The organism is Yoonia sp. 2307UL14-13, from assembly GCF_037572755.1.
In the GTDB taxonomy this organism is placed as follows: Bacteria; Pseudomonadota; Alphaproteobacteria; order Rhodobacterales; family Rhodobacteraceae; genus Yoonia.
Window position 1 is genome coordinate 24,355 of record NZ_JBBIFZ010000001.1, and the last position, 12,245, is coordinate 36,599.

15 protein-coding genes are annotated in these 12,245 nt (G+C 60.1%); 11 read left to right on the plus strand and 4 right to left on the minus strand.

The annotated features are described in order from the left end of the window. Positions 1 to 95 precede the first annotated feature (95 nt). Entirely contained in the window at positions 96 to 380 is a 285-nt protein-coding gene (locus tag V8J85_RS00140; protein WP_339951003.1) for a co-chaperone GroES, read from the plus strand. Positions 381 to 433: 53 nt separating this feature from the next. Further along, on the plus strand, positions 434 to 2,080 hold the full coding sequence (gene groL / locus V8J85_RS00145; RefSeq protein WP_339951005.1) for a chaperonin GroEL: 1,647 nt from the start codon (positions 434 to 436) through the stop codon (positions 2,078 to 2,080). A 157-nt stretch (positions 2,081 to 2,237) separates the two neighbouring features. On the opposite strand, the gene V8J85_RS00150 is transcribed toward groL, so the two are convergent. After that, positions 2,238 to 2,663, minus strand: coding sequence for a hypothetical protein (locus V8J85_RS00150; protein WP_339951007.1), 426 nt, complete (start codon positions 2,661 to 2,663; stop codon positions 2,238 to 2,240). A gap of 171 nt (positions 2,664 to 2,834) precedes the next feature. Here V8J85_RS00150 and V8J85_RS00155 point away from each other — a divergent pair, with 171 nt between their 5' ends. Next, positions 2,835 to 3,899, plus strand: coding sequence for a hypothetical protein (locus V8J85_RS00155; RefSeq protein WP_339951009.1), 1,065 nt, complete (start codon positions 2,835 to 2,837; stop codon positions 3,897 to 3,899). A 91-nt stretch (positions 3,900 to 3,990) separates the two neighbouring features. Further along, a complete protein-coding gene (locus tag V8J85_RS00160) occupies positions 3,991 to 4,893 on the plus strand; it encodes a DMT family transporter (RefSeq protein ID WP_339951011.1) in 903 nt (300 codons plus the stop codon). On the opposite strand, the gene V8J85_RS00165 is transcribed toward V8J85_RS00160, so the two are convergent. Together V8J85_RS00165 and V8J85_RS00170 are read right to left on the minus strand one after the other, a co-directional pair. Next, positions 4,890 to 5,567, minus strand: coding sequence for an NUDIX hydrolase (locus tag V8J85_RS00165; RefSeq protein ID WP_339951013.1), 678 nt, complete (start codon positions 5,565 to 5,567; stop codon positions 4,890 to 4,892). The two genes, V8J85_RS00160 and V8J85_RS00165, sit on opposite strands and share 4 nt — an antisense overlap. A 22-nt stretch (positions 5,568 to 5,589) precedes the next feature. Then, positions 5,590 to 5,979, minus strand: coding sequence for a DUF983 domain-containing protein (locus tag V8J85_RS00170; protein WP_339951015.1), 390 nt, complete (start codon positions 5,977 to 5,979; stop codon positions 5,590 to 5,592). A gap of 195 nt (positions 5,980 to 6,174) precedes the next feature. On the opposite strand from V8J85_RS00170, the gene V8J85_RS00175 reads away from it, so the two are divergent. From V8J85_RS00175 to V8J85_RS00190, 4 genes are all read left to right on the plus strand, one after another. Next, positions 6,175 to 6,615: an EF-hand domain-containing protein gene (locus V8J85_RS00175; protein ID WP_339951017.1), complete on the plus strand. Its 441-nt coding sequence runs from the start codon at positions 6,175 to 6,177 to the stop codon at positions 6,613 to 6,615. 74 nt (positions 6,616 to 6,689) lie between these two features. Next, positions 6,690 to 7,268, plus strand: coding sequence for an RNA polymerase sigma factor (locus tag V8J85_RS00180; RefSeq protein ID WP_339951019.1), 579 nt, complete (start codon positions 6,690 to 6,692; stop codon positions 7,266 to 7,268). Then, a complete protein-coding gene (locus V8J85_RS00185) occupies positions 7,261 to 7,590 on the plus strand; it encodes a hypothetical protein (protein ID WP_339951021.1) in 330 nt (109 codons plus the stop codon). The genes V8J85_RS00180 and V8J85_RS00185 overlap by 8 nt, the downstream gene beginning before the upstream one ends. After that, positions 7,583 to 8,059: a periplasmic heavy metal sensor gene (locus V8J85_RS00190; protein ID WP_339951023.1), complete on the plus strand. Its 477-nt coding sequence runs from the start codon at positions 7,583 to 7,585 to the stop codon at positions 8,057 to 8,059. The genes V8J85_RS00185 and V8J85_RS00190 overlap by 8 nt, the downstream gene beginning before the upstream one ends. Here the strand turns inward: V8J85_RS00190 and V8J85_RS00195 are convergent. Next, positions 8,048 to 9,439: a diguanylate cyclase gene (locus V8J85_RS00195; RefSeq protein ID WP_339951025.1), complete on the minus strand. Its 1,392-nt coding sequence runs from the start codon at positions 9,437 to 9,439 to the stop codon at positions 8,048 to 8,050. The genes V8J85_RS00190 and V8J85_RS00195 overlap by 12 nt on opposite strands. A gap of 97 nt (positions 9,440 to 9,536) precedes the next feature. Between V8J85_RS00195 and V8J85_RS00200 the strand changes: the two genes are divergently transcribed. The 3 genes from V8J85_RS00200 (at position 9,537) to V8J85_RS00210 (ending at position 12,169) form a co-directional block, all read left to right on the plus strand. Beyond that, complete coding sequence (locus tag V8J85_RS00200) at positions 9,537 to 9,815, plus strand: DUF3572 domain-containing protein (protein ID WP_339951027.1); 279 nt, start codon at positions 9,537 to 9,539, stop codon at positions 9,813 to 9,815. A gap of 16 nt (positions 9,816 to 9,831) precedes the next feature. Then, positions 9,832 to 10,530 (plus strand): HAD family hydrolase, encoded by a 699-nt coding sequence (locus V8J85_RS00205; RefSeq protein ID WP_339951029.1) that lies wholly within the window; start codon positions 9,832 to 9,834, stop codon positions 10,528 to 10,530. Positions 10,531 to 10,612: 82 nt separating this feature from the next. Beyond that, positions 10,613 to 12,169, plus strand: coding sequence for a trimethylamine methyltransferase family protein (locus tag V8J85_RS00210; protein ID WP_339951031.1), 1,557 nt, complete (start codon positions 10,613 to 10,615; stop codon positions 12,167 to 12,169). The last annotated feature ends 76 nt before the right edge of the window (positions 12,170 to 12,245 follow it).

Genomic DNA, 12,245 nt, shown 5'->3' on the forward strand with positions numbered 1-12,245 from the left:
TTGACACATCCGGACCAGATTTCTATCTACGCTACGTTATCACTCATCAAAGGCGAGTGCTAACGCACTGAAACGTAAACTGGAGACGTTCGGAAATGGCATTTACACCACTTCATGACCGCGTACTCGTTCGCCGTATCGAAAGCGACGAGAAAACATCCGGCGGTCTGATCATCCCTGACAGCGCCAAAGAAAAACCAGCCGAAGGCGAGATTGTCAGCGTTGGCGAAGGTGCCCGCAAAGACAGCGGAGAGCTGATCCCCATGGCCGTGAAATCAGGCGACAAGGTCCTGTTCGGCAAATGGTCCGGCACAGAGGTGAAGATCGACGGTGAAGAACTGTTGATCATGAAGGAAAGCGACATCCTGGGCATCATGTAAGCCCCGCGATCAATCGCATATCCATCAAAATCTAATTTAAGGAGCACATGAAAATGGCTGCTAAAGACGTCAAATTCAACACCGACGCCCGTACGCGGATGCTCAAAGGTGTTAACACTCTTGCCGACGCGGTGAAAGTGACCCTGGGCCCCAAAGGCCGCAACGTGGTTCTGGACAAATCGTTCGGCGCACCACGCATCACCAAAGACGGTGTATCTGTCGCCAAGGAAATCGAGCTGGAAGACAAGTTCGAAAACATGGGCGCACAGATGGTCAAGGAAGTCGCCCAGCGCACCAATGACGAAGCTGGTGACGGCACGACAACCGCGACCGTTCTGGCTCAGGCGATTGTCAAGGAAGGCATGAAATCTGTGGCCGCTGGCATGAACCCAATGGACCTCAAGCGCGGCATCGACCTGGCGACAGCCAAGGTCGTCGAAGCGATCAAGGCTGCTGCCCGCGACGTGACCGACAGCGACGAAGTCGCGCAGGTCGGTACGATCTCTGCCAATGGCGAAGCTGAAATCGGTCGCCAGATTGCTGATGCGATGCAAAAAGTCGGCAACGAGGGTGTGATCACCGTCGAAGAAAACAAAGGTCTGGAAACCGAGACTGATGTTGTCGAAGGTATGCAGTTCGACCGCGGTTACCTGTCGCCATACTTTGTGACCAACACAGAGAAAATGACGACCGAGCTGGAAGACGCGATCATCCTGCTGCACGAAAAGAAACTGTCTTCGCTGCAGCCAATGGTGCCATTGCTCGAGTCCGTGATTCAGTCTGGCAAGCCGCTTTTGATCATCGCAGAAGATGTCGAAGGCGAAGCGCTGGCGACCCTCGTGGTCAACAAGCTGCGCGGTGGCCTGAAAATCGCTGCGGTCAAGGCCCCGGGCTTCGGTGACCGTCGCAAAGCCATGCTGCAGGACATCGCGATCCTGACCGGCGGTCAGGTCATCAGCGAAGATCTGGGCATGAAGCTGGAAAACGTCACCATCGACATGCTGGGGTCAGCCAAGCGCGTTGCGATCACCAAGGACGAAACAACCATCGTCGACGGTGGTGGCGACAAGGCCGAGATCGAAGCACGGGTCAACCAGATCCGCGGCCAGATCGAAGAAACCACATCCGACTACGACCGTGAAAAGCTGCAGGAACGTGTGGCCAAACTGGCTGGCGGTGTTGCCGTGATCCGCGTTGGCGGTATGTCCGAGGTCGAAGTGAAAGAGCGTAAGGACCGCGTTGATGACGCCCTGAACGCAACCCGTGCTGCTGTGCAGGAAGGTGTTGTCGTCGGTGGTGGTGTCGCCCTGATCCAGGCTGGTAAATCACTGGACGGCCTGAAAGGCGCGAACTCTGATCAGGACGTGGGTATCTCGATCGTGCGCAAGGCCATTGAGTCACCCCTGCGTCAGATCGCTGAAAACTCCGGCGTGGACGGCTCTGTCGTTGCAGGTAAAATCCGCGAAAGCAGCGAGGCATCGTTCGGCTTCAACGCGCAGACCGAAGAATACGGCGACATGTTCAAATTCGGCGTTATCGACCCGGCTAAAGTTGTGCGTACTGCCTTGCAGGATGCCGCATCGGTTGCCGGTCTGCTGATCACGACCGAAGCCATGGTTGCCGACAAGCCTGCCAAAGAAGGTGCAGGCGGTGCCGGCGGCGGCATGCCCGACATGGGCGGCATGGGCGGCATGATGTAATCAGTCAAATCCGCATGGATTTGACTGAGCGCGCGGCAGGCGTTTGCATCGCAAATGCCGAAAACGCGGCAAGTTCAGAATAAAGAGGGGCGGTCCGATCGGGCCGCCCTTTTTTCCTTGGCTATGAAGGTCCAAAGGCCACGCCTGGTACCGTCGCTCAATCCCGCTCGCGCCCGAACGTTGTTTGCGTCAACTCCACACCAATCTGCGCGTTCTCGACCACGGGATAAGTGGTTTTGCGGCAAGCGGCCGGGCGTCCGTCCAGGCTGGTATTCCCGGGATGAGAACGCGCCCAGCCAAGCCCGCGCTGAAGTGTGTCGCCGTTGATCGTGACCTTGAGCGCCGCCAAGACCTGCCGCCCTTGCGATCCCTGGATATTCTGCGCCGCAGCGCAGACGACATAAGTGCCTTCATCCGTAAGAATGCCAAGACGATAGGGGGTCACCACGCCATCATCGCGGCGGATAGTATTTGTGGAAAAACTTTCGTCGATTGTTGCGTCAGGGAACAGCGTCCCACTTTGAGACTCGCCGCATGCCGACAAGACGGCGACGGCCAGCAACGAAAAAATAGTCTTGTACAATGATCTAACCTTTCGTCGTTAAGTTGTCTCTTTCAATAAACACATTTATCAACAGCGGTCGACCGTATGCAGGTTCTGTCCCCACACGATTTCCCAGATGTCCGCACACAAATGCGCTGGCCCGCAGACCGCCGGTCGGGTCAGAACAAGGCATTCAACAGGAGGATCGCCATGTTCCGCAAACACATTCTCGCGGCTCTTTGCCTTTTGCCCGGCTATATCGCGGCGGACAGTGCCAAGATCGCGCAGGACTTTCTGACCCATTACGACGACGCTTATCCTGCAGCGCAAGCGATCTGGCCCGGCTTTGATCCTGCGACCATTCCCAAGGTCGTCATCGGGCGTAAGCCGGATGGTAGCACCGACTCCCTGATCATCATGGACCATCCCGATCCGCAATCATTTGGGGTGACGGTTGATATTCCACGGCCTGACGGCAAACCGGGCAAAGCGTTTCTGGTGACGGCCCCGCACGACAACCCCAAGATCGCCGGCGTTGGCCATTTCGCGTTCAATGTCGATTTGCACGACGCGCCCACATTCCTGATCGCATCCGATTGCACCGATCCGGACATACCGGACGATTGCGCGGCCTATCCCGATTACATCCCGTATCTGGTGCACGAGGTGTTTCACCGCTGGCAGGACGATCGATTTGCCGGGATGGAGGCATTCGTCGATCAGACAACCTATGATCTGAAGCCAGCCGCCATCGCCGCGATTCTGCTGGAAACCAAGGCGTTGCAGGCTGCGATCACTGCCGATGATATCGCGCTGCAACGCAGTTTTGCGCAGCAATTCCTTGCCATTCGGGCCGACCGTGCCGCCCGGTTCGACCATATCGACCTCGACGCACAACAAGAGCGGATCGAAGGCACTGCGATGTACGTCGAACTGCAACTACCGATCAACGATGGCATGGCGAAGGACATCTTGCGCGACGCACTTGACCTTGATGGCCTGAACGAGGGGATTAAGGATGAACTGGGCTTTGGCCGGTTCTACGCAAGCGGTGCGGCGGTCATCACGCTGGCGATCCAGTTGGGCGGTGACGATGTGTTGAAACAGATCACGGATGGTGCGGCACCGGCCGATATCCTTGCGCAGGTCGTTGGCACAAACGACAGATCGCAACTGATCAGCGCGGCCAAGGCGCAATTCGACCCCGACGATACGCTTGCCACCCGCGCAGGCAAACTGGCGCGGATCGCGGAAACAGAGCCCGACATTTTCTGAAACCCAACCACCATTCACCAAAGTCACGACCAGCGGTGAGAGGCCCTTTCGCCGCTGGTTTTATGCGACATTTGCTGCCATCAGCAGCCGCATGGAACTTTGGATTCCCATCACCATCGGGGCCGCGTTGGCGCAAACCGTGCGGTTCACGCTGCAGAAACACCTCAAGGCCACGCAGCTATCGACGGCCGGGGCGACGTTCGCCCGTTTCATCTATTCCGCGCCGCTCGTCGCGGTCATCGCCATCGCATACGCGACGACGACAGGGCAGGGCGCGCCGCAAATCCCATCACAATTCTGGCCTTACATGCTGGCGGGTGGCACGTCGCAAATTCTGGCCACCATGTGCGTCGTGGCCCTTTTCGCCCACCGCAACTTCGCCGTTGGGATAACGTTCAAGAAAACCGAAGTGTTGCTGAGCGCGCTTTTCGGCTTCGTCCTGTTGGGCGACATCGTCACATGGCCTGGCTTGATCGCCATGTGCATAGGCTTTGCCGGGGTGTTGTTGCTGTCGGACCCGCCGGACGGGGTGGGGCCGTGGCATCAGCGGATATTCAACAGGGCCACCGCGCTGGGGCTGGGGGCTGGGTTGTTGTTCGGTATCTCGGGCAACGGCTATCGGGGCGCATCGCTGTCGCTGGGTGACGGGGATTTCTTCTATCGTGCCATCATCACGCTGGCCTGCGTGACGGCCTTTCAGACCATCGCCATGACGCTGTGGCTGGTCTGGCGTGAACGTGGGCAGATCACGCGGGTTTTCAAGGCGTGGCGGATTGCGGGGCTTGTGGGGCTGAGCAGCATGATCGGCTCGATCTGCTGGTTCAGCGCGTTCACCTTGCAGAACGTGGCCTATGTCAACGCGCTGGGACAGGTGGAACTGCTGTTTTCACTAATCATCGGCGCGCTGGTCTTTGGGGAAAAGGTCACGGCACGGGAATGGCAGGGGCTGCTCCTGCTGACCGGCAGTATCGTATTGCTGGTGCTCGTCGCCTAAAGCAGGCGCTTGTTTCCCAGGCGGGCGACCAAATGCGCTTCGTCATCATTGCGAAAGAACGGCACGCTCGCCGGAGGATCGTCCCGTTTGATCCGGGTCACAAGCTCAGCCAGGACCACCTGTGTGATGAACGGCAGGTCGAATTCGCGGGCGCGTGCGAGTGGCACCCATTGCAGATGCGATAACTCATCTTCGGCACGGCTGAAATTATCCGGGTCGCTGCGCAGGTGATTGGCATATGCCAGAAAAAACCGCGCATCGAACCGGCGGGACCGCCCGCGCGGGGTCACCGCACGGAAGAAAAATTCGAGCGCTGCACCGCTGGGCTGATGGCCCGTCGCCGCATAGCCGCGCCACCCTTGGGGAGGGTCGTCCCATGTGGCGGGGTGGCCAAGGATCAGCCCCGTCTCTTCCCACAACTCGCGGATCGCGGCTGCGATCAGGGTATTGGGTGGTACATCGCTTTGTTCTGCCAGGCGGCCGTTATTCAATTCATCGGCCGGGATCACCGGGACCGCACTATCGCTTTCATCGACGGCGCCTCCGGGAAAAACGAATTTGCCGGGCATGAATGCCGCGTCGCGGCCCCGCTGGCCCATCAGCACAGAGGGGGAGGTTTCGGCATCGCGCAACACGATCATGGTCGCCGCATCGCGGATCTGGGTCTTGTCCATCACGCCTCCCCTGGTGGTCGGGTCAGGCGTTTTGTCCGAACCCATGCATGCGTCTGGCCCATTGGATACCAACAATCATCCCTTTGAACCGGGGCAAAAGGTAAAGCGACAGGACCACGGCGCCAATAGCTAAAACAGTCGCCATGACCAACGGTTCAGGGCGCAGATGTACCCACATCAGATGCATCACGAAACCAAGGATATGTGCGACGATCAGGATGGTCAGATAGGCGGGGCCGTCATCGGCGCGATGGTGGTGCAATGCCTCGTTACAGACGGGGCAACGGTCGGTGACCTTAAGATACCCTTCGAACATCACGCCATCGCCGCATTGGGGACAGCGGCAGCGCAGCCCACGCCAAATCGCGGGCTTCATCGGGCGGTCGTCCTTGGTGGCGGAAATGTCGGGCATGGCGGCCTCTTGGTTCGATTAAGGCCCACATGACCCATTCGTCCGGATTTTGAAAGAGCCAGCACAGCTGTCGCGGCGGCGTGTCGCGCTTGTCAGAAAAAATGTGCCAACCCGCGACGGAAACGGCTCATCGGGCCGTTGAAGTCATATCAGCCGCCCCAAAACAGGGCGGTGCAAAGCAAAGAGGTAGATGAAATGAAAACGAATACTCTCGTCGGTTTTGCGCTGGCAGGTCTGGTGGCCATCGCGGGTGCCGCGCAGGCGGACAATCATCGCGAGCGGCCCGATTTCGCGACACTGGACGCGAATGGCGACGGCGCGCTGACCCAAGAGGAATTGCGTACGCAGGCAGCCGCGCGTTTCGCCGCGCGCGATACCAACGGCGACGGGGCTTTGTCGGCAGAAGAGTTGCGGGCGGTTGCGGCGGAGCGGGCCAGCAGGCGAACTGCGGGGATGATCGAACGGCTCGATCAGAACGGTGACGGGCTGCTGCAACAGACCGAGCTTGAGGCGCGCGGATCGCAGCGAGCCACCCGCTTGTTCGAACGCGCCGATAGCGATGGCAACGGCACGATCAGCGCCGAGGAATTCGGGGCGATCAAGGATAATACACGCCGTCGCGGGGGGCGTGGTTGATCCTGCAGATAACGGCGGACATGTGGATGTCCGCCGATTGCCACATGGACCGGTTGCCGCTAGCAGGGTCGCCAATGAACGCCACACCTGCGAATGTGTCCGACGAGGCGCTGCTGATCGCCTTTGCCAAGGGCGATCAGCGGGCGGCGCGCCATTTGGCCGATCGGCTGTTACCACGCGCCCTTGGGCAGGCCGCGCGGATGCTGTCGGACCGGGACGAGGCCGAGGATGTGGCGCAAGAGGCGATGATGCGACTATGGCGCATCGCCCCCGATTGGCGGCAGGGTGAGGCGCAGGTTTCGACCTGGCTCTACCGGGTCGTGGCCAATCTTTGCATCGACCGGCTTCGGCGCAGGCGTGGTCGTGTCGGACTGGATCAGGTTGATGAGCCGCGGGACGAAACGCCCGAGGTGACCGCGCAGATGCAGTCGCAGGCGCGGCTGCGCGCCTTGTCCGATGCGCTTGCGCAACTGCCCGAGCGGCAGGCGCAGGCCGTCGCGTTGCGGCATCTAGAGGGGCTGTCCAACCCCGAAATCGCGCAAATCATGGACATCAGCGTGCGCTCGGTCGAAAGTCTGACGGCGCGCGGGAAACGCGCCCTGACCGATCTGATGGCCGGGCGCAAAGCGGAATTGGGATATCAGGATGAGTGATCGGAACGACGACAGACTGGATGATATATTCGCCGAGGCGCGCGCGGTCTCGCCGCCGGTGAGCGGGGATCTGATGGGGCGCGTCCTCGCGGACGCGGCGCGCATGCAGCGCTCTTCGGTCTGGTGGCGGATAAATGATCTTCTGGGCGGTTGGCCCGTTCTTGGCGGCTTGACTGCGGTCACCGTGGCTGGCCTTTGGTTAGGTATTGCGCCTCCCGCGGCCTTTGGTGATCTGACCGCTGCAATGACGGGCGACAATCTGCAGGTCAGCCTTTTCGCGGACGCGAGTTGGCTAACATTGGAAGGCGTGGTGGATGGCTGAAATGCAAGGCAAAGGACCGCGCAAGATGTGGCGAATCGTTCTTGTCGCTTCTCTTGCGTTGAACCTGCTGATTGTCGGGTTCTTCGTCGGCACGGCCCTGTCGGGACGCGCAGATGGACCATTGCGCGGTCTGGAACTCGGGCCCGGTCCGTTTGCCCGCGCGCTGGCACCCGACGAACGTCGCGCGGTACTCCGGGCGATACGACGGGGTGAGCGTCTTCCGCGTGCGGAATTGCGGGAAAACATGCAGGCATTGGTGACGGCATTGCGGGCAGAGCCGTTCGATGCCGACAGCGTGGATCAGGCCATGCGCGTCCAACGTGATCGGCTGGCGCAGTTGCAGGATGACGCACAGACAGCCTTGCTGGCACAGATCATCGCGATGACACCGGAACGGCGCGCCGCCTTCGCCGACCAGTTGGAAGCCGAAATGACACGGCGGCCCCGCCTGCGTCCTTCAGGCGGCTGACCTGCTCATCGCGACCTGATTTCGCCCTGCTGACTTGGCGGCATAAAGCGCCGCATCAGCCCGTTCGCACATGCGATCAAAGTCGAATTCCGTTGTCTGTACCCGACCCGTTGTCGTTACGCCGACCGACGTGGTCACCCGCAATTTCGGGCCGACCTCTCCAAGATCGAAGCGTCGTTCATTGACGATGCGGCGCAGACGATCGGCAGCGGCGTGGGCCTGCATGGCGGTCGTGCGCGGCATGGCGATCAAAAACTCCTCGCCCCCAACGCGGGCGACCAGATCGATGGCCCGCAAATTCTCGCGTAATCGGTCTGCCACCTGCACCAGCACCTGATCCCCCGCCGCATGGCCATGGCGATCGTTGATTGCCTTGAAATGATCGAGGTCCAGCATCATGATGGCCAACTCCCGCCCCGCCTTGCGTGATTGTTCGGCCATGCGGGCAAGATGGGCGGCGACGTAGCGACGATTGTAGAGGCCGGTCAGCGGATCGGTGACGGCAGCCTGCAAACCGTTGCGCACCCTGTCACGCAAACGATCCTGTCGTTGTTTCTGGCGGATCAGGGCCTTGGCCCGCAAGGTCAATTCCCCTTCTGAGACGGCCCCGATCACGATGTCGTCGGCACCCAGATCAAGGAACATCGCCGCGATATCCTGCTCCCCCGGCGGGACCATGATCAGTTGCGTTGATTGCCGCGTCTCGTTGCGTGATCGCAAATCGGACACCAGACGGAAAAGATCGTTTTGGTAAGCCCCGATATGCGTACAATCGACGACGAACAAATCCGGCTGGGGGCGCTCGCCAACCGCTTTCAGCGCCGCCTTTTGCGATAAATGCCGAATCGACGGCCCCAATCCTGTGCGAAGCATGTCGGCGAGCATCACGTTCGATGTCTCTTCCGGTGTGACAAGGGCCACATGTGTCGCCGCTTTGAATGCGACCTGCTGCTCTTCAAACCCAAGCGCACGGCTCGTTCCATCGCGCAACGCCAATTCCTGTCCCGCACCCCGGGCGCGCAACAGGCTGCGAATGCGTGCCAGAAGCAATGTGTCATGCATGGGCCGCGGCAACACATCGTCCGCACCTGCATCAAGGGCTGCAAACCGGGCCTTGGCCGTGTCCGCAACGCCGACGGCGATGATCGCGATGCCCGATGTGGCATAATCCGCTTTCAAGCCACGGCAAAATTCGTGATGGGATTCGACCGGATCCGACAGATTGATCAAAATCAGGTCAGGGCGGTTCGCGGCGATGATCGCCTCTGCCTCGATCCGGCTGGAACAGGCATCGACGCTGAATTGCGCCGACAACATCTTGACCTTCAGAACGATACGATTGGTCGCAACAGTGTCGATAATCAGGATCCGACCGGACATGCAAAGCATCCTCTGGGTGGACAAAGCCACGTGAATGATGACAAGCAATTTCTGACTCAATGGTTAAAGAAACGTTTCCAAGAGCCCAGGACACGCCATGGACAGCGAAGCCGCGCAAACAATCGCCTATCAGGCCCTCGGTTGGCTGGCTGGAAACGATGAACTGTGTCCGGTCTTTCTGGGGGCGACCGGCGGCAGCGCCGAGGACATGCGCGCCCAGGCAGGTGATCCGGCCTTCCTTGCATCGGTGCTGGAATTCATCACCATGGATGATGCCTGGGTCATCGCCTTTTGCGACAGCATCGGTCTTGAATATGACGCGCCGCTTCGCGCCCGCTACGCACTGCCGGGGGCCGAAAGTGTCCATTGGACCTGACCCGGCATCACGCCCGATGATCAAAGGTATTCTTTTCGACAAAGACGGCACGCTCTTTGATTTCAATGCTACCTGGGGCGCGTGGACGCGACGGATGTTGGCGGACGAGGTCGGCGATGATCCCGAGCGGCTAGACAGACTGGCCAAGGTCATGGGTTTCGACACTGCGAACGAACGGTTTTTCCCCGGCAGCGTTGTCATCGCCGCGACGGTGCATGAAACGGCAGAGGCGATGCTGACCGTCCTGACCGATACGGACAAGGAAACACTTGTCGCACGGATGAGAACCGCCGCGACCAAAGTGATCCAGAAAGAGGCAACGCCACTGCGACCTTACTTCGATGATCTGCGATTGGATGGCCTGCGCCTTGGGATCGCGACCAATGATGCGGAAGTCTCCGCGCTGGCCCATCTCGAACGGGCCGGCATTCGCGACCATTTCGATTTCATCGCAGGCTACGACAGCGGGCATGGCGCGAAACCGGGACAGGGCCAGATGCACGGCTTCTGCGCCCATACAGGCCTGACCCCCGACCAATGCATCATGGTCGGCGACAGCCTGCATGATCTGGAAGCGGGACGTGCAGCGGGGATGATGACTATCGGTGTGCTGACCGGCCCCGCCCCGGCGGAAGAACTGGCCCCCAAGGCCGACCAGGTCCTGCCCACCATTGCCGACATACCCGATTGGCTGCGGTCACAAAACCTCGTCTGATTCCGCCACCGACACATCCTGTCGTTTTTGCCGCATCTTTCCGCCCATCACAGTGGCAGCCTTGCTGCAAAGGGGAAGGACGATGGCGGACGGAAGACCAAGGCGACGGGGCGGTGGCCGGGCAGGGGCGGCCGACAGGCGCGGCAGCGCCGCGATCGAACAGATGCCGTGGCGTGTGCCGCTCAACACGGACCGGCCAACCGAACCACTGACCGAGGAAGGCGTACAGGCGATCCATGATGGGGCCATGCGTATTCTCGAAGACATCGGGATCGAGTTTCTGCATGACGAGGCACTCGCGCTGTTCAAACAGGCGGGCTGCACCGTCGAGGGGACCAATGTGCGTATGGGGCGCGACTGGGTGATGGAAATGCTCGGGCATGCGCCCGCCCAATTCGATCTGACCCCGCGCAATCCGGACCGTAAGATCACGATGGGCGGCGGACACATCCTGTTCGGCAACGTGTCCTCGCCGCCCAACTATTTCGACCTCGAAATCGGCAAAAAGGTCTCTGGCACCCGGGCGCAATGCGCCAATCTCCTGCGGCTGACCCAGTATTTCAACTGCATCCACTTCGCCGGTGGCTACCCGGTCGAGGCGGTCGATATCCACGCCTCTGTCCGGCACCTCGACATCGTCCATGACAAGCTCTTGCTGACCGACAAGGTCGTCCACGCCTATTCGCTCGGGCAAGAACGGGTCGAAGACGTGATCGAGATGGTCAAGATCGCAGGCCAGCTCAGCGAGGAAGACTTTGCCGCCAAGCCGCGTATGTACACCAACATCAATTCGACCTCGCCGCTCAAACATGACGACCTGATGATCGACGGCTGCTTGCGCTGCGCACGGCGCGGGCAGGCTGTGATGGTCACACCCTTCACGCTTGCCGGGGCCATGGCGCCGGTGACGATGGCCGGGGCCGTTACCCTGTCGATTGCCGAGGCGATCAGCGCGATCGCGCTCTTCCAATATGTCCGTCCCGGTGTGCCCAGTGTGATCGGCACCTTCACCAGCAACGTTGATATGAAATCCGGTGCACCCGCTTTTGGCACGCCTGAATATATGCGGGCGACACAGATGACCGGGCAAATGGCACGTTTCTACGGTCTGCCGATGCGCGCCTCGGGCGTTTGCGCGGCGAACGTGCCCGACGGGCAAGCCATGTGGGAGACATCGAACTCACTCTGGTCCGCGGTGCAGTCGGGTGCCAACATCGTCTATCACGCCGCAGGTTGGCTGGAGGGCGGATTGATCGCCTGTCCGGAAAAATTCGTGATGGATTGCGAAGTCTTGCAGATGATCCAGCGCTATATGGAACCGGCCATCACTGACACGGCCCCTGACGCGATCGCCATCGACGCAATCAAAGAGGTCGGTCCGAACGGGCACTTCTTCGGAATCGACCACACGCAGGAACGGTATGAGAAAGCCTTTTACCAGCCCTTCATGTCTGATTGGCGGAATTTCGAAGCATGGGAAAATGCAGGCAGTGTCTGGACGGCAGAACGGGCGCACCACACCTTCAAAAAGATACTGCAGGATTTCGAAGCGCCGCCGATGGATATTGCCGTCAAAGAAGAACTCGCCGATTTCGTCGCGCGGCGCAAAGCCGAGGGCGGGGCGCCGACGGACTTCTGACTACACCTGTCCCGGGCATGACCCGGGACCTCAACCGCTGATTTACCGTGGGTAAGATGGGTGCTCGCACCCATCT

Excerpts from the sequence above, each read along its gene's own strand:
- V8J85_RS00190 (WP_339951023.1), top strand. The coding sequence starts at position 7,583 with ATGGCTGAAATGCAAGGCAAAGGACCGCGCAAGATGTGGCGAATCGTT.
- V8J85_RS00160 (WP_339951011.1), top strand. The coding sequence starts at position 3,991 with ATGGAACTTTGGATTCCCATCACCATCGGGGCCGCGTTGGCGCAAACC.
- V8J85_RS00175 (WP_339951017.1), top strand. The coding sequence starts at position 6,175 with ATGAAAACGAATACTCTCGTCGGTTTTGCGCTGGCAGGTCTGGTGGCC.
- V8J85_RS00200 (WP_339951027.1), top strand. The coding sequence starts at position 9,537 with ATGGACAGCGAAGCCGCGCAAACAATCGCCTATCAGGCCCTCGGTTGG.
- V8J85_RS00155 (WP_339951009.1), top strand. The coding sequence starts at position 2,835 with ATGTTCCGCAAACACATTCTCGCGGCTCTTTGCCTTTTGCCCGGCTAT.
- V8J85_RS00165 (WP_339951013.1), bottom strand. The coding sequence starts at position 5,567 with ATGGACAAGACCCAGATCCGCGATGCGGCGACCATGATCGTGTTGCGC.
- V8J85_RS00205 (WP_339951029.1), top strand. The coding sequence starts at position 9,832 with ATGATCAAAGGTATTCTTTTCGACAAAGACGGCACGCTCTTTGATTTC.
- V8J85_RS00180 (WP_339951019.1), top strand. The coding sequence starts at position 6,690 with ATGAACGCCACACCTGCGAATGTGTCCGACGAGGCGCTGCTGATCGCC.
- V8J85_RS00170 (WP_339951015.1), bottom strand. The coding sequence starts at position 5,979 with ATGCCCGACATTTCCGCCACCAAGGACGACCGCCCGATGAAGCCCGCG.
- V8J85_RS00185 (WP_339951021.1), top strand. The coding sequence starts at position 7,261 with ATGAGTGATCGGAACGACGACAGACTGGATGATATATTCGCCGAGGCG.
- V8J85_RS00140 (WP_339951003.1), top strand. The coding sequence starts at position 96 with ATGGCATTTACACCACTTCATGACCGCGTACTCGTTCGCCGTATCGAA.
- V8J85_RS00195 (WP_339951025.1), bottom strand. The coding sequence starts at position 9,439 with ATGTCCGGTCGGATCCTGATTATCGACACTGTTGCGACCAATCGTATC.
- V8J85_RS00210 (WP_339951031.1), top strand. The coding sequence starts at position 10,613 with ATGGCGGACGGAAGACCAAGGCGACGGGGCGGTGGCCGGGCAGGGGCG.
- groL (WP_339951005.1), top strand. The coding sequence starts at position 434 with ATGGCTGCTAAAGACGTCAAATTCAACACCGACGCCCGTACGCGGATG.